Here is a 26,383-nt window from a genome sequence, read left to right on the forward strand (position 1 = left end):
TTTGACTTGCCCAGCACGGCCCACCGCCGCCTGAGTCCCTTCCAAGCTCGCTAGACAGCCAACGATCAAGACCGCTGACCGCTCGCTGCGAGCAATTCCTTCAAGATCGTTGCCGGGTCGGCCCGCTGTTGCTTGCGGTAGTTGCCGACATGGCGAACGAACAGTGTCGCGCGCGTCACCAGGCTCTTGCCGAGCACTGGCTTGCGATCCAACTCTTCCTTGATCCGTTGAAACTGCGCCTGGATCACCGCATCGGTGTAGCGCGTGCCGGTGGCCAGGTTGTCGATGTAAATCGCCACCGCGCCGTCCAACGCGCTGCGTCCATTGGTGATGGCCATGTCGAACAGCTGCGTGCTGGCCTCGTCCTTGCTGTCCACCGCCTGCTGGCGACTCTTGTGCAGGTTGGCCAGGCGGATGTTGTAGTTGCTGATGGTCTCGGCCACCAACGCCGCCGACTGGATCAAATTGCCCGCGGCTTCTTCGCGTTGCTGGGCGATCAGCGACACGTTGCGCTTGAGCTCTTCGTTGACCAGGCCCAGCTCGGCTTGAAGCTTGGGATCGACACTGGCGGCGATGATGCTGTCCAGACGTTTGGTCGGGTCCTGGGCATCGTCGATAGCGTCGGTCAGCGCAGCGAGGCGGCCCTCCTTCTGCCATTGGGCAAACAATTCCTTGTAGCGCGAGCGCGGCGCTGACAACGCGCCGATCGCCACGCGAAAACCAGTGGTCTCATTGCTTTGCTCGGTGCCATCAGCGGCAAACAGCGGGTATTCGCGGCGCATGCCGGTGAACAACGTGCCCTCGCCTTCCAGGTAGTTGCCGCCCTTGACCACAAAGCCGCCGTAGGTGCCCTGGCGGCGGCCAGCGTGTACCAGTTGGAAGGATTCCTGGACCATTTCCGCGGCGTTGCCGATCACGTCGAACATGCCGATGGGGTTAGGCAATTTGGTACCGATGGGCATCAACCGCGCCGCCTGGCCGGTACCGCCGGCCACTTGGTTGAACACCGCGTAATCGGCCAGCGGGCCATCGCTTTCACTGCCCTCGGCGCGCCGTGGATACAGGCGGCCTTCGAGGTCCTGGCGGCTCACCGCCTGGCCGCCGCGTGCGGCGTACTCCCACTCCACTTCGGTGGGCAGGCGCACAAAACCCAGGCCACCGTCTTCGGCCGACGCACCGCGCCCGCTCACCGGCAGCAGTTCGCGGTGGTATTTCATCAGCCAGGCGCTGTACACCGCCGAAAAACGCTCGGCTTCAAAGCGCGACAGTTTCACCTTGGGCAAACGCCCGGCCATGCCGCTGGGCGCCTCACATGCGGGAGCCGGTTCACCGCTGGCCAGGGACTGCGCCTGGGCCATCACCTGGGCGTATTGGCGAGCAGTCACTTCGTATTTGCCAATGAAGTACAGCATGGGTTTGAGCGGGGTCTTGGCGTCGGTCTTCGGCATCTGCGGCGCGATGACCTTGCTCCAGTCCTTGGGCAAGTCCTTGAGGGTGAACTGGCCGTTGATGAAGTCGCGGCGGTAGCCGGAAATAAACGACTGCTGATAACCCGCCTCGCCTTCGGCAAAGGGGTAGCCCAGGCTGATTTCACGGTCATCCAGGGTGCCCTGGGCCAGTATGTAGGCGTAGCGGAACACCATGTTGCCTTCGCAGGGCAGCGGCAGGCTCACGTCGTCCGGCAACGGCTTGGGGTTGTCGAGCTTGTCACTTGCTTCATCAGCCCAGGCCAGCGAGGCCAGGCTCAGCGCCACGCAGGCGCCCAGTAATTTATACATCTCTGATTCCTTCAGAAGCCTGGATACGTGCCACCCGCCAACCACCACAGGCGGCCGCCACGGCACTGACACCGAGCACCGCCACCAGGGCCAGGCCATAATGGCGCGCCAACAGGTGGCTGGCGTACTCGCCCGGCACCTGCACAAAAAGCTTGTTCAGCGCCGCCTCAGCCAGGCCATACAGCCCAACGCTGAGCACAGCGGCAAAACCCGCGCTGTATAGCGCTTGCAGCAGCACAAACAGCAACAACGCGGCGGTGGAAAACCCCAGCAGGCGCAACACCGAGAGTTCACGGTGCTTACGCGCCACCGCCGCCAGGGTGCCCGCGAAAATCGCCGCAAACGCCCCGGCCAGCGCCAACCCGGCGATGATCCAGAACACAATCGACAGGTTGCGGCTCAACGATTGCACTTGAGCGATGGTGTGCGCCTGGGTTGAAACCAACAGGTTCTGCCCGGCGAAATACACCCGCAACGGTTCCACATCACGGAGGCTGCGCGCGTACAGGCGAAACGCCGGGTAGATACGCTGTTCGCTCACGCTCGCCGCTTCACCGGCCCAACCCAACGCCGGCACCGCACGGCCATCGCGGTAATCTTCCGCTGCCTCCAACAACGCCAGATCGGCAAACAGGCCCTCGCGAACGAAAGCCTCCAGCGGCAACACCGCCAGCACCTGCAACCGCGTGCGCTGGGCCTCGACGCGCCCCGCCACTTGCCGCGCAAAGCTGGTTTCCAACCAATCACCGGGCCTTGCCGCGAGCTTTTCGGCGGCGGTATGGCTGAGCACGATCTGGTCCAGGCCGTGGGGCATCGGCAAGCCTGCCAACAACGGGTCGCCTGCGGCAGTCGGCAACATTTCCAGGGTCAGGGTGCCCACCTGCGCCGTGGCCGCAATCTGCCGTGTGCGCGGCACAGCAAACGCGACATCGCTGCGCTCACCCAGCTGCGCGATAAACGCCGCGCTGAATCGACCACCGCCCAACGGGATGATTTCACGGCTGGCGGGGTCGGTCTCCAAGCGTTCGGTCAAACTGCTAACCAGTCCAAATTTCAGCCCGAATAACACCAGCAATGGCGCGATAACCGCCACCAATGCCAACACCGAACAGGCCGACAGCCACCCATCGTTGCGGTAGTCCTGCCACGCGAGCGAAGCAACCAGGCCGATGCGCATCAGCACGCCTCCCCGAGGGTTGCGGTGACGCCGCCGTCTGGATCGCGCTGGCAACTGATACGCCGCACCTGCAAGCCACTGGCGCGGGCCAGCGGTTCATCATGGGTGGCGATCACACAGGCCGTACGGTGTTCGCGGGCCTGGGCCAGCAGCGCCTGCATCACGCGTTCGGCGTTGAGCGGGTCCAGGGACGCCGTCGGCTCATCAGCCAGCACCAGTTGCGGCCCATGGGCCAGTGCCCGTGCACAGCTGACCCGCTGGCGTTGGCCCACCGACAACGCCGCCGGGCGCTTGGCCAGCTGATCGCTGATCTGCAACTGCTCAGCCAGGCGCGCCACGCGGCCGTCGTCCTGCAAGCCCAGCAGTTGGCGCGACAGCGCGATATTGCCGCGCACATCCAGAAACCCCAGCAACCCCCCGGTCTGCGGCACATAGCCCAGATGCTGGCTGCGCAACGCGGCCAGCGCCGATTGCCGATCAGCACGCCACAGCGCGCCGATGTCGTGTTGGTTGAATGCAAACTGCCCCACCTGATCCGGTGCCAACACCAGCGCCAGCACGTCGAGCAAGGTGCTCTTGCCGCAACCGCTGGGGCCGACAATTGCCAGTTGTTCACCCGCGCCCAGCTGCAACGCAGGGATCACCAGGCTGTAGCGCTGGCTACCGACGCCCCGGCTCTTGTGCACCGCGCTCAGGTTCAACATTACGGCAGCGTCGACAGCGGCACGCGATACAACGCATCGCCCGGTTCGGCATCGCCGAAACGGACCCAGTTGGCCACGTCGTTATGGAAGGTTTCATACAGGCGGATTTTCGAATCCAGCTCGTCGATAAAGTCTTCCTGCTCGGCCACGCTCAATGACAACCACAGGTCCTGGGTCATGTTCAGCGACTTGCTGCGGTACGGCAGGCCCTCCAGGTATTCACCGAGCAGGCCGCCGTCAGCCAGGTTGCCGCCCTTGCGCAGGGCCTGCGGGTCGCGGCTCATATAGGCCGAGGCGCTGGCGATTTCCTGGAAGAAATCCTTGGGCGAGCTTTGGGTCTTGCGCGCCGCATCCACGATCAACTTCAACGATTGTTGCAGGTCGTTGAGTTGCAGCTTGGTCAACATCACGCACACCTGGAACGCTGGCAGCGCCGGGTTGGTCAGGTCACGATCAGCGGTCCAGGCGCTGACCAATTGCGGTGCCTGGCTCGCGGTCTTGCGCCCGAGAAAGTCCATGTGCATGGCATAGCCGACGGCGGCGGACTTGTCCGCCAGGCTCGGCGCGGCACTGAGCAACGGCACGGGCTGCGGCGTGTTGCTGCGCACCTGATGCACCAGGTTGGCGAACACCGTGCCGATCTCATCGACGCGCTCACCCAGTTTGCGCACATCGCCCCCTGGCACTGGCGTGTACAGGTCGCCGATCTGCGGGTTGGCGTCGGCGGTGAGGACGCGATACTGGCTCTCGGCGCCGGCATGGGTTTTCTTGCCGCCATCGGTGCGCAGGTGCAGCGCGTAGATCTTGATCTGCTTGCCCAGCGCCGCCTGGCGCACTTCCGCTTCGTTCATCTGGGTGGCGGCGAACGGGTCGTTCTTGCGCAGCGCGCCGGCATCAGAAACCAGCAGGATGATGCGCCCGCCGTAGCCGGACCAATCCATGCCGTCCACTGCCTGCATCACCCCGGCAAACGCATCTTCGTTGAACGAGTGGCTGGACACCGTCGACGCTTTGACCTGGCGCGCCATATCCAGAAAGCGCTGCGGGTCGCGGCCTTGGTCGAGGCTGATCAGGGTCTTGGCGACATACTCCAGGCCCGGGGTTTTCTGGATGCTGCTGCGAAAGCCGACCATGCCGAAGCTGACGCTGTCCAACTCGCCACGCTCGGCAATGCGGGTTTGCAGCTCGTGCACCACGTCGCGAATCTGGTCGATGTAGGGCTGCATCGACACGGTGGTGTCCACCACCAGCACCACCGCCGTGCGGAACGCGTCGGCATTGGCGCTGAGCGTCGGGCTGGCCGGTTTGGCAGCGGCGCGGCTGCCTGGGTCGATGGAGGCCACGTTGAGCAACTGCACCGGCTGGCCGTTGTCGTCGAAGCTCTCCTTGGAATCGAAGATCGGCAACAGGTAGAACTGATTCTGCGGCACCGCGCTGGCGGTGGGTTCCAGGGCCAGGACTTGCTGGTTGTCTTCACGGTTGTTCTGCGCCTTGGCCAAGGCGCTTCTCGCTGCGGCAGGGTCGGCCAGCAGTTTTTCCACCTCACCGGGCTGGCGCAGGAACATCACGGGAGCCCGGCCGGAGCGCTCGGTGAACTTGAGCACCAGGCTTTGTTTCCAGTCGCTGACCTGGGAGGCTGGCAGCCAACCGTCGCTGCGACCATCAGTGGCCGCGCCGACGCGTACCCACTGGCTGCCATCGACCTCTTTGCGCTGGTACACGTAGAGCACGGAAAACGCCGGCAGCGCTTTACCCGGCGGGCTCCCAGCGTCCGCTGAAAGCTGGGCGCCGGGTTTGCTGAGTACACGCTGGAACAAGGTTTTCTTGCCTGCCATCAGCAACGGGCGCTGACCGCCATCCACTTCAGCGACAGCCACGGGCGGCGTCACCTTGGGCACCACGGCGGCTGGCGGCTTGGCCGGTTCATCGCCGCCGCTCAACCACCAGTAGCTGGCGCCACCAATGGCCAACGCGACGGCGACCGCCACGGCGGCCAAGGCCAATACCGGCCCACGGCGCTGCTCGGACGGGGCATTGTGCTGCGTCGGCGTCACCACCGGTTGACGCACTATTGGCTGCGGCTGCGGCTGCGGTTTATCCGTCGGAATGTCGATGGTGACAGGGGTCATGCCCGCCAGATCAAAGCTCAATGGAATCGGCAGCGGCCGCACCAGCGTGGCATCCAACTCATCAGCCGGCAGTTGATCCAGCGCCAACAACAACGCTGCCGCATCCGGATAACGTTCCGCCGGGTCCTTGGCCAACAACTTGCGCAGCACGCCCTGATAGCGCCCATGGTGCACAGGCAATTCCGGCAAGGGTTCGGTCAGGTGCGCCAGCGCCGTGGAAAGCGCATCGGTGCCGTTATAAGGCAGCTTGCCGACGAGGATTTCATACAGCACCACGCCCAGCGCGTAGAGGTCGGCGCGGCCATCGATCTCCTGGCCCCGCGCCTGCTCCGGGCTCATGTAGCTCGGCGTGCCCACGGCAAACCCGGCCTGGGTGAATTGGGTGCGATCGTCCAGCGACTTGGCAATCCCGAAGTCCGACAACACCGCCGTGCCATCGGCCCGGAACAGAATGTTCGCCGGCTTGACGTCGCGGTGCACCAGCCCTTGGGCATGGGCATAGCCCAGGGCCGAGGCAATCTGGCGGATGAGCGTCACGCCCTGCTCCGGGGTCAGCCCAGCAGCAATGCGCTCCTTGAGCGTGCCATTGGGCAGGTATTCCATGGCCATGTAATACAGCTCACCGACGTTGCCGATGTCATGGATGGTCACCGTGTGCGGGTGTGACAAACGCGCCAGCGTCTTGCCCTCGCGCAGGAAGCGTTCGCAGAAACTCGGGTCGGCCGCCAGCGCTGCCGCCATCACCTTCAACGCCACCTTGCGCTCCAGCGAGCGCTGGGTCGCCAAGTACACGCTGGCCATGGCGCCTTCGCCAATCTCGCCTTCGATGTCATAACCCGGGATGACGATGTTCATGACGAGACCTTCACGACGAGGGTGGTGATGTTGTCTGGTGCGCCGCGATTGAGCCCCAAGTGCACCAGGCTGCGCACGATTTCATCCGGCGCGTCATGGCTGAGCACGTCGCGGATTTCATGGTCTTCGACGGTCTTGTTGAGGCCATCGCTGCACAGCAAATAGCTGTCGCCGGGAGCGATCAACAGGTCCACCGAGGCGACGTCCAACTGGGCCTCAACGCCAATGGCGCGGGTGACGATATTGGAGCGCGGGTGGGTGCGGGCGTCGGCTTCGCTGAGCAGGCCGCTGTCTTGCAGGTCTTGCACGTAGCTGTGGTCGCGGGAAATGCTTTCCAGCACGCCGTCGCGCAAGCGGTACAGGCGACTGTCGCCGGCCCACAGGCACACCCCGCGCAAGCCGCGCGCGGCGAACACCACCACGGTGCTGCCCATCATGGTCACGCCACGGTTGGCGGTTTCTTCGCGCACGGCCGCGTTGATGCGCAGCAGGTCATTGCGCAGCGCCGCCGAGTATTCGTCCAGGGAGCGGCCCAGCGGCACATGGCGCAGGCTGTCGACGATCAAGCTGCTGACATAGTCCCCCGCCGCGTGCCCGCCCATGCCATCGGCCACCACCCACAGGCGGTTTTCCGGCAGGTCCAGAAAGGCATCTTCGTTGACTTGGCGAACCATGCCCACATGGCTTTTGCTCGCGGATTCGTACGTCACGCCCATCTACACCACACCTTCTTGTCCGAGCAAAAACTGCGCAAAATCGCTGGCGGCAGGCAGGCCCTGGCACCGTAATAAACCGGGGGAGATACGCTGCGAACCTCGCCCCCACCACAGGCTTGCGCCCTCGCACGCCTGTTCGGCCAGCGCGGTCATACGCTGGTGCGGCACGGTGGCTGCCACCCTTTGCAGGCCGGCAAAACGGCTGTCCACCGCTCGCGGCTCGCTGGCCGGCACGCCCAACTCGTCGAGCCCGGCGTTGAAGCTTTCGAAGGTCGCGCCGCTGTCCAGGGTGCTGAGCAACAAGGTTTCAGCCTGCTCGAACCAGGCGTCCGAACCGCCCACCAGCGACGCCGGGTTGGTGTCGTGATCCAGCAAGGTCACCACCGCCAGCGGAAAATACCGCCCGACCCGGTCAATGCTCGGCATCACCACGCCCGCCGCCGCGTCCGGCCCGCACACGCCCGGGGCCAGCACAAAGCGCCACAACGGGCTGACCAGGTACGCATTCAGCCAGTCAGCGCCGAGGCTGTTCTGGCTGGCGAGCAAACCCGCCGCCAGCCAGCTGTCCCACGGGCCGATAAAGCTCTGCGGCAAGGCGCGGCTGACGAAGTCCCCGCGGCTGGCCAACTTGCCGTAGAAACCCAGGGCCGTCATAGCCGCTCCGGCAGGCTGAAGCCACTGAGCACGCGGCTCTTGAACGGGTTGAAGGCACTGTTGGCGCGCAACTCGTAGGCGATGCTCGCGCCATCGACTCGCAGGCGCAGGTTGAAACGATCCGGCGAGTTGCCTGCAGTGAGGTCTGATTGCTCCAGCAGACGGAACCAGGCCCACGGGCCGTCCAGAGTGATGCCGGAGCGACCACTGGCCGACGGCGGCATGATGGAAATACGCACCACGCCAATGCTGCCCGGGTTCGGCCATTGCATCGCCACCGGCCGGCTCGGGCCGTGGTCGTAGCTCAATTGCTGGCCGTCCAGGTCAAGCAGGAACTGAGTGATGGTAGGGTCCATCGACACCGGCTTGAGTTCGAAACGCACGATGGGTTGGGTGCCACCGGAGCGGAAGAACGCGTCCCGAATCGACGCCGCACGCTGGAAGGTTTGCAGCACGCCAGGAGCAATCCCCAGCTTCTGCGCCGCCCCAGGTTGCCAGCGCCAGGTCTGTGCCGATGTGTCCACATAGGGCTGCAGGTATTTGCGGAAGTAGTTGTCCATCACCCCGCCCACGCCGAAGAACTGGCCGAAGTCATCCAGGGTGGCGTCCCGCGCACTGCCCGGCGACATCGGGTAACGCCCGGCCAACGACTGGCGATACACGTTGACCACCTCACTGACCCAGGCCGCGTTCAGCTGGTTACGCACCCCGCCCATCATGCTGTTGGTGGTGGAATTGACCACCGACTTGACCATGCCCTGCACCAGCGGCGGCTGACGCTCGGCGTTCAGGCTAACCCGCGTGGCCGCAGCCGCCGCCTGGTTCTTGGCCTCACCGAGCAAGGCATCGCCGCTGGCACCGACCATGGCGCTGACCTGCACATACAGTGCATTCATGTCCGACAGCAGGCCGTCGATGGCCGCCGGTTCACCTTCGTTTTTGCTGACGATGCTGTTGAGTTCGGCAAAGTGCGCGGTCACCGGATCATCCGCCGGTGCCGGTGCATTCGCCGTCGGTTGCGCATCGCCCAGCAAACTGCCGAGGCGTTCCTTGAGCTTGTCCACGCCGCCTTCCACCGGCACGCCTTTGGCGGCCAGTTGGCGTTCTTCGGCTTGCAGGTCGGTTTCCCTGGCAACCGCCACCAACAGTTTTTTCAGCGGCGAGGTGGGACCGGAAATCACCCGCAGCACATCGGCGGCCTGGGCCACGCTGGTGATCGGCACAAAGTCGATGTCGGCGAGCAACGCGTCCCACTGGCGCTGGTAATCCTGGAAGTACAAGCGGCGCACGTCGGCGGCCAGGCTCACCACGTTCTGCTGGTCGGCCTGTTCATGGCCCAGCACCCATTGCTCTTCGGCCAGGGTGCCGGTCTGGTTCAAGCTGCTGAGCAAGAACGCCTGGCGATAGCCTTTGGCGGTAAAGAAACCACTCAACGGCTCACCCAACGGCTTGCCGCTCTTGCGGCTGAACACTAGCGCGGCATCGCGACCGGCGGCTTCGTTGAGGCGAAAGTCCGGGATACCTTCGGGCAGTTTCTGGCGCTTGACGCGGTCGTACACGCGCTGGGCTACCGGCAATTGCTGCAACTGTCGACGCAAATCGTCGATCAGCCGTGGGTCCAGGCGTGCGCTCGGCGGGTGGCGTTCGAACAGCGCCTGCAAGTGCCCGGCCAGGGCCTGACGCTGGTCGGCCGGCAGGTCGCGGGGCAGGTTGCGGTCCCAGTCCAGGGCGATCCAGGCCTTGATGAAGTCCGGGTCGTAATGCTCGGTGTCGGCGAGCATCAGGTAAGCCTTGAGGCCCTCGTAGAGAAAGTCCGAGTTACCGCCGCCGTGCAGTTGCTCTTCGATACGCGTCACCAGGCGTGGCGCGAACACGGCGATCAACAGTTTGCGGTACACGCTGGCGGACTCGGCTTCGAGCATATCGCCCTGGTACAGCCCCAGCCCTTCGGACCAGCTCGGCGAATCCCCCGCCAGGTTCTTCACCGCATTGAGCAACGGCAGCACGGCGAGCACTTCCCGCTGTGCCGGGCTCAGGTTCTGTACGGTCTGGCCCAGGGGCGCGACCTTCTGATCGACCTGGGCGATATATGCCTGGTTGGCGCGATAGCTCACCCACCACAGGCTGCTGACCACCACCACCAGCGCGACGGTGGCCGCCAGTACGCCACGGGCGATCCACTTGCGGCGCCGCTCGACTTTCGGGTTCACCCCCACCAGGCCGCGCTCGGCAAAGGCCACGGCGGTGAAGAGTTTTTCGATGAAGTAACTGCGCCCGGTGCCGCTCTGGCGCGCCAGGTGCTGGCGGTCCAGGTTCATACTCTGGGCCATGGCACCGATCAGGCGGTCAATCGGGCTGCCTTCCTGGGTGCCGCTGGTGAAGTACACGCCACGCAGCAACACGCGCTCTTCAAAGGCGTTGGGTTTGAACACGCCTTCGAGGAAGCTTTGCAGGCAATCTTTCAGCGCGCCGAACTGCTGCGGGAAGCCGTAGATCAGGTCGCGTCGTGCCGGGTCGCGTTCCTGCTGCAAGCGCTCGACCAGGCGTTCGTTGAGACGCTGCTCCAAGCCCGCGAACTCGCTTTGCAGGTGCGCCAGCGGGCTGTCGCTGTTTTTGCCGTCGTCCAGGGCAAAGGTCATGCCCCACACCTGGGCGCGCTCTTCCTTGCTCAGGTTGTCGAAGAACTCCATGAAGCCCGGCACCAGGTCGAGCTTGGTGAGCATCAGGTAGATGGGGAAACGCACGCCCAGCTGCGTATACAGCTCCTGGATGCGCAGGCGAATCGCGGCGGCATGGGCTGCGCGCTCGGCGTCGGTGCCCAGCAGCAGATCCGAGAGGCTGATGGCGATAAACGCCCCGTCGATCGGCCGGCGGGAACGCTGCTTTTTCAGCAAGTCGAGAAAGCCCAGCCAGGCGGCTTTGTCCACCGTGGAGTTGCTGTCCTGGGTGGTATAGCGGCCAGCGGTGTCGAGCAATACGGCCTGGTCGGTAAACCACCAGTCGCAGTTGCGCGTACCACCCACGCCCCGCACCGCACCGGCGCCCAATTGCGCCGCCAGCGGGAAATGCAGCCCGGAATTGACCAGCGCGGTCGTCTTGCCCGAGCCCGGCGGGCCGATGATCACGTACCACGGCAACTCGTAAAGGTTGCGGCGCTCATCGCCGCCCAGCTTGGCCTTTTTCAGCAGTGCCAGGGCTTCGTCCATGCGCTGGCGCAGCGTGGACAGCTCTTCGGCGGTCGCAACGCTGTTGGGGTCGACCGGGGTTTCTGCGGCCAGGCTGCGCATCACTTCGGCGGCCTGGCGACGGGCCTGGATGATGCGGAACACGCGGTAGGCCACCCACAGCGCAAACACCAGCACGATCAGCGCCCAACGGCGCCCTTCGGGCACCAGCACGTCCAGCAGCGGGCCAACAAACCAGATGATCAGGCTCAGGGCAATCAGGCCCAGCACGGGGATCACCCAGCGAATCATGAAACTGAAAAACGCCTTCACTCGACGCCCTCCGCCAATACGGTGATTTCAACCCGACGATTGCGGGCACGGCCTTCGGCAGTACTGTTGGTGGCCAATGGCTCGGTGTCGCTGCGGCCTTCGGCGCTGAAGCGTTCGGCCTGGCCGGTCTTGGCCGCGAGAATCTCCAGCACCGACTTGGCCCGGGCTTCGGACAACGCCCAGTTGGACGGGAAGCGCAACGTGGCAATCGGGCGGTTGTCGCTGTGCCCGGTGACACGCACCTGGCCCTTGACCTTGCGAATGGCGTCAGCGATGCGCAGCATCAGCGGCTGGTAGTCATCGACGATGCTGGAGCTGGCCGAGGCGAACAGCTCATCGCCACGAATGGTCACCACAGAGCGGTCAACCTTGTCTTCCACCGCCACGCGGCCGGCCTTGATGTCATCGGCCAGGAACCCGGCCAGGCGTGGGCGCTCAATCACTTTGGGCTGCGCCACCGGACGGTCGATGGCCTGCACCGGGATCTCGCCCAGGGCATGAATATTCTTGAACACCGGCTCGGCGTCCGAGGCCAGCTTCAGGCGCAGGCCGAACAGCAACGCCAACAGCAGCGCCAAGCCAATCGCCACGGCAATCCATGGCGGCATGAATTGCGCCAGGCGATCACGGGCCACGGTCACACCGCGCCAGTGCGGCGACAGCTCACGCTCGTGCTCGCCACGGGCGCTGCGTATCGCTGCGGCGGTGCGTTCACGCAAGGCTTCCAACTGGCTGCGCCCGTCGGTCATCACCCGGTAACGCCCTTCAAAACCCAGGCACATGCACAGGTACAACAGCTCCAGCAGGTACAGGCGTTCCCGTGGGCTTTGCAGACAGTGGTCAAGCAACTGGAAAACCTTTTCGCCACCCCAGGCTTCGTTGTGCACGGTGATCAGCAGGCTCTGCTTACCCCAGTCACTGGTGCTGCCCCACGGCGTGCTCAGCACCGCTTCATCCAAGGCAGTGCACAGCGCGTAACGGGCCAACAGCACTTCATTGCGTGCCACACCGGCGGCTTCGGCGCGTTCTTCGAACTGGCGCAGGTACGCCAGCAACTGCGCACGCAGGCTGGCCGGCGCGGGATGGGCAATGGTGTTGCGCAACCGCGTCAACAACGCCAGCAACGGGCCGGCGGCACTTTCCAGCGGGTTGAGGCCCTGGCTCTTGCCGGTGAGGATCGGCGCAGCCGGCATCGACAGCGGCGCAGGTTCGGCACGCGCGGGTGCAGGTTCTCGGCCACCCGGGCGCGGCATGAACTGGGTGCGGTCATCATCATTGGGATGCATCGCCAATTATCCTCGGATCGCCCAGAAGGCCAGGTTCAAGCCCGGGAACTGCCCGGCGATATGGAAGGCGAAACCGCCGGAATTATTCAGCTGCTGCCAGTGCTCGCTGCCACGGTCCAGCTCGTAGTAGGTGCTGCCAGCGTGGTAAGGCAACTGGCGTGGCGCCACCGGCAACGGCAGCAGGCCGATGCCCGGCAGTTGCAGGTTGACCATGTCGCGGATGTGCTCCACCGAGCCGACCTTGCTCTGCTGGCCGAAACGCGCACGCAGGGTTTCGCCGGGCACATCGGCGCGTACCACGAGGATGAAACTGGCGTTGTCGAGCAGGGTCTTGTCGGCCAACATCGCCACATGGATGCCGTAGGCTTTCTCCACAATGGGGATCGGCGTGGCCTTGCTGTCGATGAGCATCGACAGCGCTTCACGCAGGGCCGCCATCACCGGCATGAAGCTCAAGGCCAGGTCGTCGTGCTGGTACTGCGGGTATTCGTGGGGGCGACGGCTGGAGGTTGAGAAGGTGGAAAATTCACCGGCCAGGCTGACCAGTTCGCTGAAGAAGCGCTCCGGGTGCAACGGGCTCAACTGGCTGAAGTGCTGGATCAGCGGCTGGGCGCGGTTGACCAGTTGCAGCAGCATGAAGTCGGCGATCTCCGAGGCCCCCCCGGCACCCGAGGCCACCACGCGGCCGGCCAAGGCTTCGCCACGCTGGTGCAACAGGCCCAGCAGTTCGCTGCGAAAGGCCGTCAGCGGTTTGCTCGCGGCCACGTCCAGCACGGGCGGGATGTAAGTGTCATCGAGCACCAACGCACGGTCGGCACGCTTTTCCTTGATGCGTACCAGGCCGATGGCCGCGTAGTCGCTGATGCCGTCCTGCGCCGTCAGCAGGCGCAACGCCCGCGACCCCACGGCCACCGGTGCACGGTTTTCGAACGGGGCGTTGTCGTCGCGCACTTCACGCACCTGGCTCACGTAGCGCGCGGCTTCCAGGGCCTCGCCCTCGTCCACCGTGTCACGGGCGCCGGCACGCTTGAGCGGCAGGGCCAGGTAGACCAGGCCGTCGCGCAGGTTGTCGTCGATATTCAACGGGCTCGGCGCCAGGTCGTCCTGGGGAATATTGAACGGCGTGCCATCGGGCAACAGGCCGCGGGCCGACACGATCGCCAGCTTGCCCTGGGCCAGCAGGCCCTGGTCGATCAGCAGCTCGGAGAACCCCCAGGCACCCGCCGACAACGGGCGGCTGCGGGCATCGATCAGGTTTTCCAGGTAACGGTCATGCTGCTGGAAGTGCTGCGTTCCGATGAACATGCCTTCCGACCAGACCACGCGATTGTTCCAGGACATGGGGGCTCCGATTGCTTGTTATTGGGCTGGGCTGGATGGGGAAGCCACGACGTCGGCGCGCACGGCATGCACGTCGAGGCTGATCTGGTATTCGCTGTATTGGCGCGGCGGCACGTTGATGACCGTGCGCCATTGCGCACGGTCCAACTCGCGGTAGCCCACCAGCAAGCCGATCTGGCGCGTGGACGGGTCGAGATCGCGCTGCAGGCTCAGTTGTTGGCCGGGCTGCACCATCACTTCGTCCTGGTCCAGCAGGTCGAGGCCGAGGGTGGATTGCGCACGGTCAGCCAGGGCGAAGTAATCGGAGCGTGAAAAGGTCGCGGCGTTTTTCAATTCGAAAATGCGCACCCGCACCGGCGCGGCCTGGCCGTTGGCACCGGGGTTAAGCCCGGCAATCGCGTGAAAATGCAGCTCAACGGCGGCCGTGTCAGCTTCGGCCTCGGCAGCCGCCTGGGGTTTGGCAGTGTCGTTGGCACACGCCGTCAGCAGCAGCACGGTGGCGGCTGCGAGTAAAAACCTGGGAATCATCCTGCGTCCTCAATGACGTATTTAGCTATCCGTTTTATCCATTGGTGCGAGGCGTTTTCAGCGTCGCTGTCGTGCACTGTGTTCTTCGTAGGCCCGGCTGAATTCACGACCGAACAAGTCCTGGAAATCGTCCTGGGCCTCGCGGGAAATGTTGCTGTAGAGCTCGGTGAACTGCTGCCAGTACTGGGCCTGGCGCGAACCGTTGAACAGACTCGAGAGGCCGCCGGGTTTGCCCATGCGCTCCTCCAATTGCGCCGGTTCAAAGCGCGTGAGCAGGTGTTTGATCGCCGCTTCCACGCCAGCCATCACGGCCAACTGGTGGGCGCGCAGGTCGTCGAAACTGTCACGTACGGCGAGGTCCGGCGCCATGAACGCCTGGTTGCCATGACGCAGCAACAGCAGTAACGCTTCATCGGCATTCGGGGCGAATTTCAACGGGTTGTTTTCGGCGGGGCGGATCATCGTCTGCTGCATGCGAAACTCGCCCTTGAGGCTGGCACGGGCACGCAATACGTCGATCAAGCCCTCGACCATCAACCGGTAGCTGCGGCCGATGCTTTCCATCTGCGCGCAGGCGTCGGCTTTGTCCAGGCGCAACTGGTCCAGGCCCGCACCGCGCAGGAAGGCTTGCAGGAGGTCCGGTGGTGGCTCGGCATTGGCCACGGGGAGCGCAACAGGCTCGACCACAGGTGGCGGCGGGATGATCGGGTCTGGGGCGGGCGCAGCATTGACCACGGGCGCGGGCGCGTCGCCGAACAGATCCCAGTCTTCGGGAATGACCGAGCCCTGCACTGATGGCTTTTCGGGCGCCGGTACGGCCACTGGGGCCGGGGGGCGAAAATCGTGTTGCTCGGACGGCACATGGTCCGCCACGGTGGGCGGCGGCACGGCGGTGGGGCTGAGGAAGTCGAACAGGTCTGGCAGGGTTTCCATGGCCGAGGCGCCCTGGAACTGCGGCGCGATCATCGGCGTGGGCGCAGGTTGGCTCGCCACGGCGCCCATCAGCGCTTCAAAGCTATTGGGTGAGTCACCGGCAAATGGCTGGCTGTCGATGGCTTGCACGTTGAAGTCGATACGCGCCTGGATTTCGTAATCGCCGATGCGGATCAATTCACCGTCTTGCAACGGCTCGCTGTTACCCCGACGCATACGAATACCCGCCTTGACCAACTCCACACCATTGGTGCTGTTATCGGTCAAATAATAACGGCCATCTTTGTATTGAATAACGCAATGTTGCGAAGAGACGAGACGCTCAGGGTCGGGCAATACCCAGTCATTGTCAGAACTGCGGCCAATAGCCATCACGCCCTGATCCATGGACTTTTCGGGGCATTGCCCAGGTGTGATCTTGTGATAACTAGTGATAGTCAAACACAGCGACATCTTGCCTCCTTGCTGATACATCGCGCGCAGTCTACCCAGGAGGCAGCACCGCCCTGGAGAGTCCCGTCCTGTCGTACAAACGACCGCCAAAATCTGCTTTTACCAGCATGATCGCTGATCTTAACTGGCTTCCATGACAAAAATCCGCTCTGGGCGCGCCTTTCGACTCGCCAGTCGCGCAGGTTGTTAAACACCGCACATCTGTCACAGAGGGCGAATAGCTTACCTTGACAAGCCATAAGTACTACACCAAAAATGCACAACTTCTTGAACATCAGTGATGGCGCAGTAGTGGCACGCTGAGTATATGACCAAGAAAACATGCAAAGTTCATTACGCAACTAATGCATGCATTGCCCGCCATCCAGCGGGCCGATAAGGAGATCGAATTCAGTGGATGTGCCGTTGCTGCTCACCGCCGTTTCCGCGACGTCGCCCTGTGGCGAGGACATGGAATATGACGCGCAATTTCTGCAATTGGAACGTGATGCCAAGGGCCAACCCGAACGCAGCATGGGCGACTCGATCCTGCCCGCTGAGCCGCCCGAGTGGCGCAGCATCCAGCAGCAAAGCCTCGATCTGTTGCAGCGCAGCAAAGACCTGCGCATCACCCACTTTCTGCTGCAAAGCACCCTCGCCCTCCAGGGTGTGGCCGGGCTGGCCGAAGTCCTCACGCTGATCGACGCCTTGCTGCGCCAATACTGGGCCGAGCTGCACCCGCGCCTGGATGCCGACGATGACAACGACCCCACCGTGCGCATCAACGCCCTTACCGGCCTGACCTGCGAGACCAATATTCGTCTGCTGCGCGAAAGCATCCTGACGCGCTCGCGCACCTTCGGGCCCGTGAGCCTGCGCGCAGCGCTCAACGCCAGCGGCCTGCAGAGTTTTGCCGATGAGCAGTTGGGCAACCAGCAACTCAACGCCGCGTTCCTGGACAGCGACCCCGAACAACTGCAAGCCACCCGTGACGCCTTGAGCGCGGCGCGTGCGGCGTGCGAGGCCATTGAGCAACAGGTCAATGACCAAGTCGGTTCCGCCCAGGGCGTGGACCTCAGCGCCTTGAAGCAGCCGCTCAAACAGGCCCTGCAACTTCTCAATCAAGCGGTGCCAGGCACCGACAGCAGCAGCGATCCCGAGGCCGTCAGTGAAGACAATGCCCCCTCGGTCGACGCCGCCGCGCCCGCAGCTCCTCGCCCTTCTGGCGACATCGCCACCCGCGACGATGTGCTGCGCAGCCTCGACAAAATCCTCGCGTACTACACCCGCCACGAGCCTTCGAGCCCGCTGCCGGTGCTGTTGAACCGAGCCAAGAATCTGGTACATGCCGACTTTGCGGCCATCGTGCGCAATCTGATTCCCGATGGCATGTCCCAATTTGAAAACCTGCGCGGCCCCGACAGCGAGTAAGCCGCCGGACCGTGCAGTAACAACACCGTCGCTCAAGCGACCAGGAGCAGCAACGTGGCGAAGCAAAGTTCTCAGAAATTCATCGCGCGCAACCGTGCGCCTCGAGTGCAGATCGAGTACGACGTCGAGCTTTACGGCGCCGAGAAAAAGGTCCAGCTGCCCTTCGTGATGGGCGTGATGGCCGACCTCGCCGGCAAGCCTGCCGAGCCGCTGGCACCCGTGGCCGACCGCAAGTTCCTTGAGGTGGACGTCGACAACTTCGACTCACGCCTCAAGGCCATGCAGCCACGCGTCGCGTTCCACGTACCCAATGAGCTGACAGGCGAAGGCAACCTGAGCCTGGACATCACCTTCGAAAGCATGGACGACTTCAGCCCGGCCGCCGTGGCCCGCAAGGTCGACTCCCTGAATCAGCTGCTCGAAGCCCGCACCCAATTGGCCAACCTGCTGACCTACATGGACGGCAAGACTGGCGCTGAAGAAATCATCATGAAGGCGATCAAGGACCCGGCATTGCTTCAGGCACTTGCCAGCGCGCCCAAGCCTGCAGGGGAGCAGTAATCATGACGGACAATACCGCCCGCGAAGGCAGCCAGATCCTGGGTACCACCGAAGAAGCCAGCGAGTTCGCGAACCTGCTGCTGCAAGAATTCAAACCCAAGACCGAGCGTGCCCGCGAAGCCGTTGAAACCGCGGTGCGCACCCTGGCTGAACAGGCCCTGGCGCAAACCGACCTGGTGTCCAACGACGCGATCAAGTCGATCGAATCGATCATCGCCGCCATCGACGCCAAGCTCACCGCCCAGGTCAACCAGATCATCCACCACCAGGATTTCCAACAACTGGAAAGCGCCTGGCGTGGCTTGCATTACCTGGTCAATAACACCGAGAGCGATGAGCAACTGAAGATTCGCGTGCTCAACATCTCCAAGCCAGACCTGCACAAGACCCTGAAGAAATTCAAGGGCACCGCGTGGGACCAGAGCCCGATCTTCAAGAAGATGTACGAAGAAGAATACGGCCAGTTCGGTGGCGAACCTTACGGCTGCCTGGTGGGTGACTACTACTTCGACCAGTCGCCGCCCGACGTGGAACTGCTGGGCGAGCTGTCGAAAGTCTGCGCCGCCATGCACTCGCCTTTCATCGCTGCGGCCTCGCCGACCGTGATGGGCATGGGCTCGTGGCAGGAACTGTCGAACCCACGCGACCTGACCAAGATCTTCACCACCCCGGAATACGCCGGCTGGCGCTCGCTGCGTGAATCGGAAGACTCGCGCTACATCGGCCTGACCATGCCGCGCTTCCTGGCACGCCTGCCGTACGGCGCCAAGACCGACCCGGTAGAAGCCTTCGCCTTCGAAGAAAACACCGACGGCGCCGACAGCTCCAAGTACACCTGGGCGAACGCCGCCTACGCCATGGCAGTGAACATCAACCGTTCGTTCAAGCACTACGGCTGGTGCTCGCGCATCCGCGGCATCGAGTCTGGTGGTGAAGTGGAAAACCTGCCGGCCCACACGTTCCCTACCGATGACGGTGGCGTGGACATGAAGTGCCCGACCGAAATCGCCATCAGTGACCGCCGTGAAGCGGAACTGGCGAAGAACGGTTTCATGCCGCTGCTGCACAAGAAAAACACCGACTTCGCCGCGTTCATCGGCGCCCAGTCGCTGCAGAAACCTGCCGAATACGACGACCCGGACGCCACCGCCAACGCCAACCTGGCCGCACGCCTGCCGTACCTGTTCGCCACCTGCCGTTTCGCCCACTACTTGAAGTGCATCGTGCGCGACAAGGTCGGCTCCTTCAAAGAGAAGGACGAAATGCAGCGCTGGTTGCAGGACTGGATCCTCAACTACGTCGACGGCGACCCGGCGCACTCCACCGAAACCACCAAGGCCCAGCACCCGTTGGCGGCCGCCGAAGTGATCGTGGAAGAAGTCGAAGGCAACCCGGGGTATTACAACTCCAAGTTCTACCTGCGCCCGCACTATCAGCTTGAAGGGCTGACGGTGTCGTTGCGCCTGGTATCGAAACTGCCTTCGGCAAAAAGCGCATAAGTAACGATTGAGCTAGCTCGTTCCCACGCTCCGCGTGGGAATGCCGCCCGGGACGCTCTGCGTCCCGGTGACGCGTAGCGTCACAGGATGCGTTACCACGCAGAGCGTGGGAACGATCACCCAATCAAGTGGCATGGGCCACACAGGGAGAAAACATGGCTGTTGATATTTTCATCAAGATCGGCGACATCAAGGGCGAGTCCATGGACAAGGCCCACAAGGACGAAATCGATGTGTTGAACTGGAGCTGGGGCATGTCCCAGTCCGGCAACATGCACGTCGGCGGTGGCGGTGGCGCGGGCAAGGTGAATATCCAGGACCTGTCGCTGACCAAGTACGTCGACAAGGCTTCGCCCAACCTGATGATGCACTGCGCCAGCGGCAAGCACATCGACAAGGTCAAGCTGACCGTGCGCAAGGCCGGTGGCGAGAGCCAGGTCGAGTACATGGTTATCAACCTGGAAGAAGTGCTGGTCACCTCCTTGAGCACCGGCGGTTCGGGCAGCGATGATCGCCTGACCGAAAACGTCACCCTGAACTTCGCCCAAGTGATGGTCGACTACCAGCCGCAGAAAGCCGACGGCACCAAAGACGGCGGCGCGATCAAGTTCGGCTGGAACATCCGTTCCAACACCAAACGCTGATAGCCCTTGTGGCCGTGGCCCGGTGCCACGGCCATTGTGTCCCTCTCGCAACCCGTCCGTGGAGCTGCTTTGGTGGTAACTGAAATCGCTTCCCGCGACCGTCTGCAACCGTCCCTGTTGGACCGGTTGACCGACGACGACCCGACCAACCCCAAGGAAAGCGCCGACAAACGCGTGCTGTCCCTGACCCAATTGAAGGCCTCGGTGCTGCGTGACCTGGCGTGGTTGCTTAACACCACCTCGTTACTCGATACCGATGCCACGCTGCACACCCCGGCCGGCACCTCGGTGGTCAATTACGGCCTGCCGGCACTGGCGGGCAACAGCGCTTCGAGCGTCGATATCAAAGCCCTGGAAGCCTTGATTTACCAGGCAATCGCCACCTTCGAGCCGCGTATTTTGCGCCACACATTGCGGGTCAAGGCGCGCATGGGCCATGGCGAGATGAATCACAACGCCCTGAGTTTCGAGATTGAAGGCGACCTGTGGGCACAGCCGGTGCCGTTGCGTTTGCTGTTGCAGACCGACGTGGACCTGGAGTCCGGCCATGTGCGCGTGCTGAATGCCGACCAGCGGAGACGCCCATGAACCCGCGCCTGCTGGAGCTGTACAACCAGGAATTGCACCACGTGCGCGAAAGCGCCGCCGAGTTCGCCAAGGAATACCCGAAGATCGCCAGTCGGCTGACCCTGTCCGGTATGGACTGCGCCGACCCGTACGTCGAACGTTTGCTTGAAGGCTTCGCCTATCTCACCGCCCGCGTGCAACTCAAGCTCGACGCCGAGTACCCGACCTTCACCCATAACCTGTTGGAAATCGCCTACCCGCACTACCTGGCGCCGACGCCGTCGATGACCGTGGTGCAATTGCAGACCGACCCCGATGAAGGCTCCCTGGCTGGCGGTTTCCCGTTGCCCCGTGACACGGTGCTGCGTGCCGCCCTGGGCCGTGAAACCCAGACCTGCTGCGAGTACCGCACCGCGCACCCGGTGACGCTGTGGCCGTTGCAGGTCAGCAACGCCGAATATTTCGGCAACCCCGCCGCCGTGCTCGGACGCCTGGCCGCCAGCGAACCGAAAGCCAAGGCCGGCCTGCGCCTGACCCTGCGCACCGGTGCCGAGCTGCCGTTCAACAGCCTCGACCTGGATACCTTGCCGCTGTACCTGAGCGGCGCGGATGAACAACCGTTTCGCCTCTACGAACAACTGCTGGGCAATGCCTGCGCGGTGTTTGCGCGCCAGCCCGGTGGCGATTGGGTCGAGCGCCTGCCCCAGGGCGCGTTGCGCTCGCGGGGGTTCGATGATGCCGATGCGGCCATGCCGGTGGTGGCGCGGGCGTTCCAGGGCTATCGCCTGTTGCAGGAGTACTTCGCCCTGCCCCATCGCTTCCTGTTCGTTGAGTTCGCCGAGTTGAGACGCGCGGTCAAGCGGTGTGACGGCCAGGAGCTGGAACTGATCGTGTTGTTCGACCGCCACGAACCGAGCCTGGAAGGCAGTGTCGGCGCGGCGCAGTTCTTGCCGTTCTGCACGCCCGCCATCAACCTGTTCCCCAAGCGCGTGGACCGCATCCACTTGTCCGACCGGGTCAATGAACACCATGTGATCGCCGACCGTACGCGGCCGATGGATTTTGAGATTCACTCCTTGAGCGGCATTACCGGCCATGGCACCGGACCGGAGCAGCCGTTCTTGCCGTTCTACGCAGTGCGCGATCCGTCGCGCTATGGCCGCGACCAGGCCTATTACAGCGTGCGCCGCGAGCCACGGGTGCTGTCCAGCGACCAACGCCGCAATGGCCCACGCTCCACTTATGTGGGCAGTGAAACCTTCGTCAGCCTGGTGGACAGCCGCCAGGCGCCGTATCGCCATGACCTGCGTCAACTGGGCGTGACGGCGCTGTGCACCAACCGCGACCTGCCGCTGTTCATGAGCGTGGGCAACGGCAAGACCGACTTCACCCTGGCCGACAGCGCGCCGGTACTGGCCGTGCGGTGCGTCGCCGGGCCAAGCCGCCCGCGTGCCAGCCACGCACATGACGCCAAGGCCTGGCGCCTGATCAGCCAGTTGTCGCTCAACTACCTCTCCTTGAGCGAACAGGGCCAGGGCGCCGGCGCCTTGCGCGAACTGCTGCGCCTGTACGGCGACAGCAATGACGCCGCCCTGCAATTGCAGATCGAAGGCCTGCGCGAAGTCAGCAGCAAGGCGGTGACCCGACGCCTGCCGATGCCTGGCCCGATTGTGTTTGGCCGCGGCCTGGAAATCACTTTGGAGTTCGACGAAAACGCGTTTCGCGGCACCGGCGTGTTCCTGCTCGGTGCGGTGCTGGAGCGCTTCCTGGCACGCTACGTGTCGATCAACAGCTTTACCGAGACGGTGATCCGTACCACCGAACGCGGCGAGATCATGCGATGGAAAGCCAAGCCCGGACGGCGTCCGACCCTGTGAAAACCCTGGACGCGATGCACCAGGAGCCCTGGGAATATGACTTCTTCCAGGCATTGCGGCGCATCGAGTGCGAAACGCCCGAGCTGCCACGCCTGGGCCATTCCCTGCGCCTGGCCGATGATCCGCTGCGCCTGGGGCAGCAGGCCGATTGCACCTTCGCACCCGCCACCCTCGCCTCGGTCGACCCCGGTGGCGACGGCAAGCCGGCGCGGTTGGAGCAGTTCTTCTTCGGCCTCGGCGGCCCCAACGGGCCGCTGCCGCTGCACATCACCGAGTACGTGCGCGAGCGCCAACGCAACAACGCCGACAGCACCAGCAAGCAGTTCCTGGATGTGTTCCACCATCGCTTGTTGACCCTGTTCTATCGGGCCTGGGCCGAGGCGCGGCCAACGGTCAGCCATGACCGCCCGGACGATGACTACTGGTCCGCCCGCCTCGCCGCCCTGAGTGGCCGCGGGATGCCGAGCCTGCTCAATCAAGGGCTCATCCCCGATACCGCGAAGTTGCATTACAGCGGCCATCTGTCGGCGCAAACCCGCTACCCGGATGGCTTGAAAGCGATCCTCAGCGAGTACTTCGGCCTGCCGGTAGAGATCGAGGAATACGTCGGCCAATGGCTGGAACTGCCCGAACGCAGCCGCGTGGGGGTCAGCGCCAACCAGTTGGGCGTGGACTTCTGCCTGGGCAGCCACGTGTGGGACCGCCAGCACAAATTCCGCATCCGCCTGGGCCCGCTCACGCTGGATGACTACATGGGCATGCTGCCCGGCCAACAGCCGTTCAACGAGCTGGTGGCGTGGGTGGCCGAGTACCTGGGCCATGAATTGGACTGGGACTTGAACCTGGTTTTGCAACAACCCGACGTTCCAGCGCTGCAACTCAACGGCCAGTTCCGCCTGGGCTTCAATACCTGGCTCGGCCAACCTGCGCATGACGCCAACGACCTAATCCTGGCCCGGCATTACGCCGACCACGCCACCACCTCAAGGAATCCAGAGCATGGGTGAAATCAGTCGCGCCGCACTGTTCGGCAAACTCAACAGCGTGGCCTACAAAGCCATCGAAGCCGCCACCGTGTTCTGCAAGTTGCGGGGCAATCCGTATGTGGAACTGGCCCACTGGTTTCACCAGTTGCTGCAACTGCAGGACTCGGACCTGCACCGCATCATCCGTCAGTTCAACGTGGAGCCGGCGCGCCTGGCCCGCGACCTCACCGAAGCCCTGGATCGCCTGCCGCGTGGCTCGACGTCGATCACCGACCTGTCCTCCCATGTGGAAGAAGCCGTGGAACGCGGCTGGGTGTATGGCAGCCTGATGTTCGGTGAAAGCCAGGTGCGCACCGGTTATCTGGTGCTGGGCATCTTGAAGACACCGAGCCTGCGCCATGCGCTGCTGGGCTTGTCCGGCGAGTTCGACAAGATCAAGGCCGAGGCCTTGAGCGAGCGCTTTGATGAATACGTCGGTGACTCGCCGGAAAATGCCTTGAGCGCCAGCGATGGCTTCAATGCCGGCGTCCCTGGCGAGGCCAGCGGTGCCATGGCGCCCAGCGCGATGGGCAAGCAGGAAGCGCTCAAGCGCTTCACTGTGGACCTGACCGAACAGGCCCGCAGCGGCAAGCTCGACCCCATCGTGGGCCGTGACGAAGAGATTCGCCAACTGGTGGATATCCTCATGCGTCGGCGCCAGAACAACCCGATCCTCACTGGTGAGGCCGGGGTGGGCAAGACCGCCGTGGTCGAAGGTTTCGCCCTGCGTATCGTCGCCGGTGACGTGCCGCCTGCGCTCAAGGACGTGGAGCTGCGCAGCCTCGACGTGGGCCTGTTGCAAGCCGGCGCCAGCATGAAAGGCGAGTTCGAACAGCGCCTGCGCCAGGTCATCGAAGACGTGCAGGCTTCACCCAAGCCGATCATCCTGTTTATCGACGAAGCCCATACCCTGGTAGGTGCCGGTGGCGCTGCCGGCACCGGTGACGCAGCCAACCTGCTCAAGCCTGCCCTGGCCCGTGGCACCTTGCGTACCGTGGCTGCCACCACCTGGGCCGAGTACAAAAAGCACATCGAGAAAGACCCGGCCCTGACCCGCCGCTTCCAAGTGGTGCAGGTTGCCGAACCGTCGGAAGACAAGGCCCTGCTGATGATGCGCGGCGTGGCTTCCACCATGGAAAAACACCACCAGGTGCAGATCCTCGACGAAGCTCTGGAAGCCTCAGTGAAGCTCTCCCACCGCTACATTCCGGCGCGCCAGTTGCCGGACAAATCCGTGAGCCTGCTCGACACCGCCTGCGCCCGCGTCGCCATCAGCCTGCACGCGGTCCCCGCGGAAGTGGACGACAGCCGTCGCCGTATCGAGGCCCTGGAAACCGAACTGCAAATCATCGCCCGCGAACAGGCCATCGGCATTGCCATTGGTACGCGCCAAAGCAACAGCGAAGCCTTGTTGAGCAGCGAGCGCGAGCGCCTGGCGACCCTGGAAAACCGTTGGGCCGAAGAGAAAGCCCTGGTGGATGAGCTGCTCGCCACCCGTGCCACCTTGCGCGAAAAGGCCGGTGTAGTAGACAGCGGCAGCGATGAGTTGCGCCTGCAACTGATCGACCTGCAACAGCGCCTCACCGCCCTGCAAGGCGAGACCCCGTTGATCCTGCCGACCGTGGATTACCAGGCCGTGGCCTCGGTGGTCGCCGACTGGACCGGCATCCCGGTGGGCCGCATGGCCCGCAACGAACTGGAAACCGTGCTCAACCTCGACCAGCACCTGAAGAAACGCATCATCGGCCAGGACCATGCCCTGCAAATGATCGCCAAGCGCATCCAGACCTCCCGCGCCGGCCTCGACAACCCGAGCAAGCCGATTGGCGTGTTCATGCTGGCCGGCACCTCGGGTGTGGGCAAGACCGAAACCGCCCTGGCCCTGGCCGAAGCCATGTATGGCGGTGAGCAGAACGTCATCACCATCAACATGAGCGAGTTCCAGGAAGCCCACACCGTGTCCACGCTCAAGGGCGCACCTCCGGGCTATATCGGCTACGGCGAAGGCGGTGTGCTGACCGAAGCGGTACGGCGCAAACCCTACAGCGTGGTGCTGCTCGATGAGGTGGAGAAAGCTCACCCGGACGTGCACGAGATTTTCTTCCAGGTGTTCGACAAGGGCGTGATGGAAGACGGCGAAGGCCGGGTGATCGACTTCAAAAACACCCTGATCCTGCTGACCACCAACGCCGGTACCGAGCTGATCTCCCACGTCTGCAAGGACCCGGCGAACATCCCCGAGCCCGAGGAAATCGCCAAGGCCCTGCGCCAGCCGTTGCTGGAGATTTTCCCGCCGGCCTTGCTCGGCCGCCTGGTGACCATCCCTTACTACCCGCTGAGCGACGAGATGCTTAAAGCGATCACGCGCCTGCAACTGAACCGCATCAAGAAGCGCGTGGAGAACACCCATAAAGTCGCGTTCGAGTATGACGACGCAGTGGTCGACCTGATCGTCTCGCGCTGCACCGAGACCGAAAGCGGCGGGCGCATGATCGATACCATCCTCACCAACAGCCTGCTGCCGGACATGAGCCGCGAATTCCTCACGCGCATGTTGGAAGGCAAGGCACTGGCGGGGGTGCGGATCAGTAGTCGGGATAATGAACTGCACTACGGCTTCAGCGACACCGAATAACTATTGTTGGAATACGGTCAGTGTGGGAGCTGGCTTGCCTGCGATAGCGGTCTGACATTCAGCATTGATGTTGACTGATCCACCGCTATCGCAGGCAAGCCAGCTCCCACAGTT

At 63.7% G+C, this 26,383-nt stretch carries 19 protein-coding genes; 8 read left to right on the top strand and 11 right to left on the bottom strand.

Features of this window, described 5'->3' with window-relative positions:
* Nucleotides 1-65: 65 nt before the first annotated feature.
* The 11 genes from AC07S6_RS07180 to tagH are packed head-to-tail and all read right to left on the bottom strand — an operon-like array spanning nucleotide 66 to nucleotide 16,051.
* Complete coding sequence (locus AC07S6_RS07180) at nucleotides 66-1,778, bottom strand: formylglycine-generating enzyme family protein (protein ID WP_096144022.1); 1,713 nt, start codon at nucleotides 1,776-1,778, stop codon at nucleotides 66-68.
* The gene (locus AC07S6_RS07185; RefSeq protein ID WP_495111975.1) at nucleotides 1,771-2,955 is read right to left on the bottom strand and encodes an FtsX-like permease family protein; all 1,185 of its coding nucleotides are present in this window, start codon (nucleotides 2,953-2,955) and stop codon (nucleotides 1,771-1,773) included. Before AC07S6_RS07185 ends, AC07S6_RS07180 begins: the two co-directional genes overlap by 8 nt.
* Nucleotides 2,955-3,659: an ABC transporter ATP-binding protein gene (locus AC07S6_RS07190; RefSeq protein ID WP_060763895.1), complete on the bottom strand. Its 705-nt coding sequence runs from the start codon at nucleotides 3,657-3,659 to the stop codon at nucleotides 2,955-2,957. The genes AC07S6_RS07185 and AC07S6_RS07190 overlap by 1 nt, the downstream gene beginning before the upstream one ends.
* Nucleotides 3,659-6,643 carry a serine/threonine-protein kinase gene (locus AC07S6_RS07195; RefSeq protein ID WP_495111976.1) on the bottom strand — a complete coding sequence of 995 codons (2,985 nt, stop codon included), beginning with the start codon at nucleotides 6,641-6,643 and terminating at the stop codon, nucleotides 3,659-3,661. The genes AC07S6_RS07190 and AC07S6_RS07195 overlap by 1 nt, the downstream gene beginning before the upstream one ends.
* Complete coding sequence (locus AC07S6_RS07200) at nucleotides 6,640-7,359, bottom strand: PP2C family protein-serine/threonine phosphatase (RefSeq protein WP_034129104.1); 720 nt, start codon at nucleotides 7,357-7,359, stop codon at nucleotides 6,640-6,642. Before AC07S6_RS07200 ends, AC07S6_RS07195 begins: the two co-directional genes overlap by 4 nt.
* On the bottom strand, nucleotides 7,360-8,013 hold the full coding sequence (tagF, locus tag AC07S6_RS07205) for a type VI secretion system-associated protein TagF (protein ID WP_014720494.1): 654 nt from the start codon (nucleotides 8,011-8,013) through the stop codon (nucleotides 7,360-7,362). It abuts the gene before it with no gap.
* Nucleotides 8,010-11,510: a type VI secretion system membrane subunit TssM gene (tssM, locus tag AC07S6_RS07210; RefSeq protein ID WP_096144018.1), complete on the bottom strand. Its 3,501-nt coding sequence runs from the start codon at nucleotides 11,508-11,510 to the stop codon at nucleotides 8,010-8,012. Before tssM ends, tagF begins: the two co-directional genes overlap by 4 nt.
* Nucleotides 11,507-12,796, bottom strand: a complete 1,290-nt coding sequence (locus AC07S6_RS07215) for a DotU family type VI secretion system protein (RefSeq protein WP_056790884.1) — start codon at nucleotides 12,794-12,796, stop codon at nucleotides 11,507-11,509. The genes tssM and AC07S6_RS07215 overlap by 4 nt, the downstream gene beginning before the upstream one ends.
* A gap of 6 nt (nucleotides 12,797-12,802) precedes the next feature.
* The gene (gene tssK / locus AC07S6_RS07220; protein WP_019818126.1) at nucleotides 12,803-14,137 is read right to left on the bottom strand and encodes a type VI secretion system baseplate subunit TssK; all 1,335 of its coding nucleotides are present in this window, start codon (nucleotides 14,135-14,137) and stop codon (nucleotides 12,803-12,805) included.
* A gap of 18 nt (nucleotides 14,138-14,155) precedes the next feature.
* Nucleotides 14,156-14,665: a type VI secretion system lipoprotein TssJ gene (gene tssJ, locus AC07S6_RS07225; protein WP_034129109.1), complete on the bottom strand. Its 510-nt coding sequence runs from the start codon at nucleotides 14,663-14,665 to the stop codon at nucleotides 14,156-14,158.
* A 57-nt stretch (nucleotides 14,666-14,722) separates the two neighbouring features.
* On the bottom strand, nucleotides 14,723-16,051 hold the full coding sequence (gene tagH / locus AC07S6_RS07230; protein WP_495111977.1) for a type VI secretion system-associated FHA domain protein TagH: 1,329 nt from the start codon (nucleotides 16,049-16,051) through the stop codon (nucleotides 14,723-14,725).
* A gap of 393 nt (nucleotides 16,052-16,444) precedes the next feature.
* On the opposite strand from tagH, the gene tssA reads away from it, so the two are divergent.
* From tssA to tssH, 8 genes are all read left to right on the top strand, one after another.
* The gene (gene tssA, locus AC07S6_RS07235) at nucleotides 16,445-17,461 is read left to right on the top strand and encodes a type VI secretion system protein TssA (protein ID WP_495111978.1); all 1,017 of its coding nucleotides are present in this window, start codon (nucleotides 16,445-16,447) and stop codon (nucleotides 17,459-17,461) included.
* A 54-nt stretch (nucleotides 17,462-17,515) separates the two neighbouring features.
* Complete coding sequence (gene tssB / locus AC07S6_RS07240; protein WP_003195557.1) at nucleotides 17,516-18,022, top strand: type VI secretion system contractile sheath small subunit; 507 nt, start codon at nucleotides 17,516-17,518, stop codon at nucleotides 18,020-18,022.
* Nucleotides 18,023-18,024: 2 nt separating this feature from the next.
* On the top strand, nucleotides 18,025-19,521 hold the full coding sequence (gene tssC / locus AC07S6_RS07245) for a type VI secretion system contractile sheath large subunit (protein WP_003195559.1): 1,497 nt from the start codon (nucleotides 18,025-18,027) through the stop codon (nucleotides 19,519-19,521).
* 155 nt (nucleotides 19,522-19,676) lie between these two features.
* Nucleotides 19,677-20,165, top strand: coding sequence for an Hcp family type VI secretion system effector (locus tag AC07S6_RS07250; RefSeq protein ID WP_003195562.1), 489 nt, complete (start codon nucleotides 19,677-19,679; stop codon nucleotides 20,163-20,165).
* 72 nt (nucleotides 20,166-20,237) lie between these two features.
* Nucleotides 20,238-20,753: a type VI secretion system baseplate subunit TssE gene (gene tssE, locus AC07S6_RS07255; RefSeq protein WP_003195563.1), complete on the top strand. Its 516-nt coding sequence runs from the start codon at nucleotides 20,238-20,240 to the stop codon at nucleotides 20,751-20,753.
* Nucleotides 20,750-22,609: a type VI secretion system baseplate subunit TssF gene (gene tssF / locus AC07S6_RS07260; RefSeq protein ID WP_020302842.1), complete on the top strand. Its 1,860-nt coding sequence runs from the start codon at nucleotides 20,750-20,752 to the stop codon at nucleotides 22,607-22,609. Before tssE ends, tssF begins: the two co-directional genes overlap by 4 nt.
* A complete protein-coding gene (gene tssG, locus AC07S6_RS07265; protein ID WP_495111979.1) occupies nucleotides 22,573-23,616 on the top strand; it encodes a type VI secretion system baseplate subunit TssG in 1,044 nt (347 codons plus the stop codon). Before tssF ends, tssG begins: the two co-directional genes overlap by 37 nt.
* Complete coding sequence (gene tssH, locus AC07S6_RS07270; RefSeq protein ID WP_495111980.1) at nucleotides 23,609-26,269, top strand: type VI secretion system ATPase TssH; 2,661 nt, start codon at nucleotides 23,609-23,611, stop codon at nucleotides 26,267-26,269. Before tssG ends, tssH begins: the two co-directional genes overlap by 8 nt.
* Nucleotides 26,270-26,383 lie beyond the last annotated feature (114 nt).

This window comes from Pseudomonas sp. GW821-FHT07B01 (genome assembly GCF_059419065.1).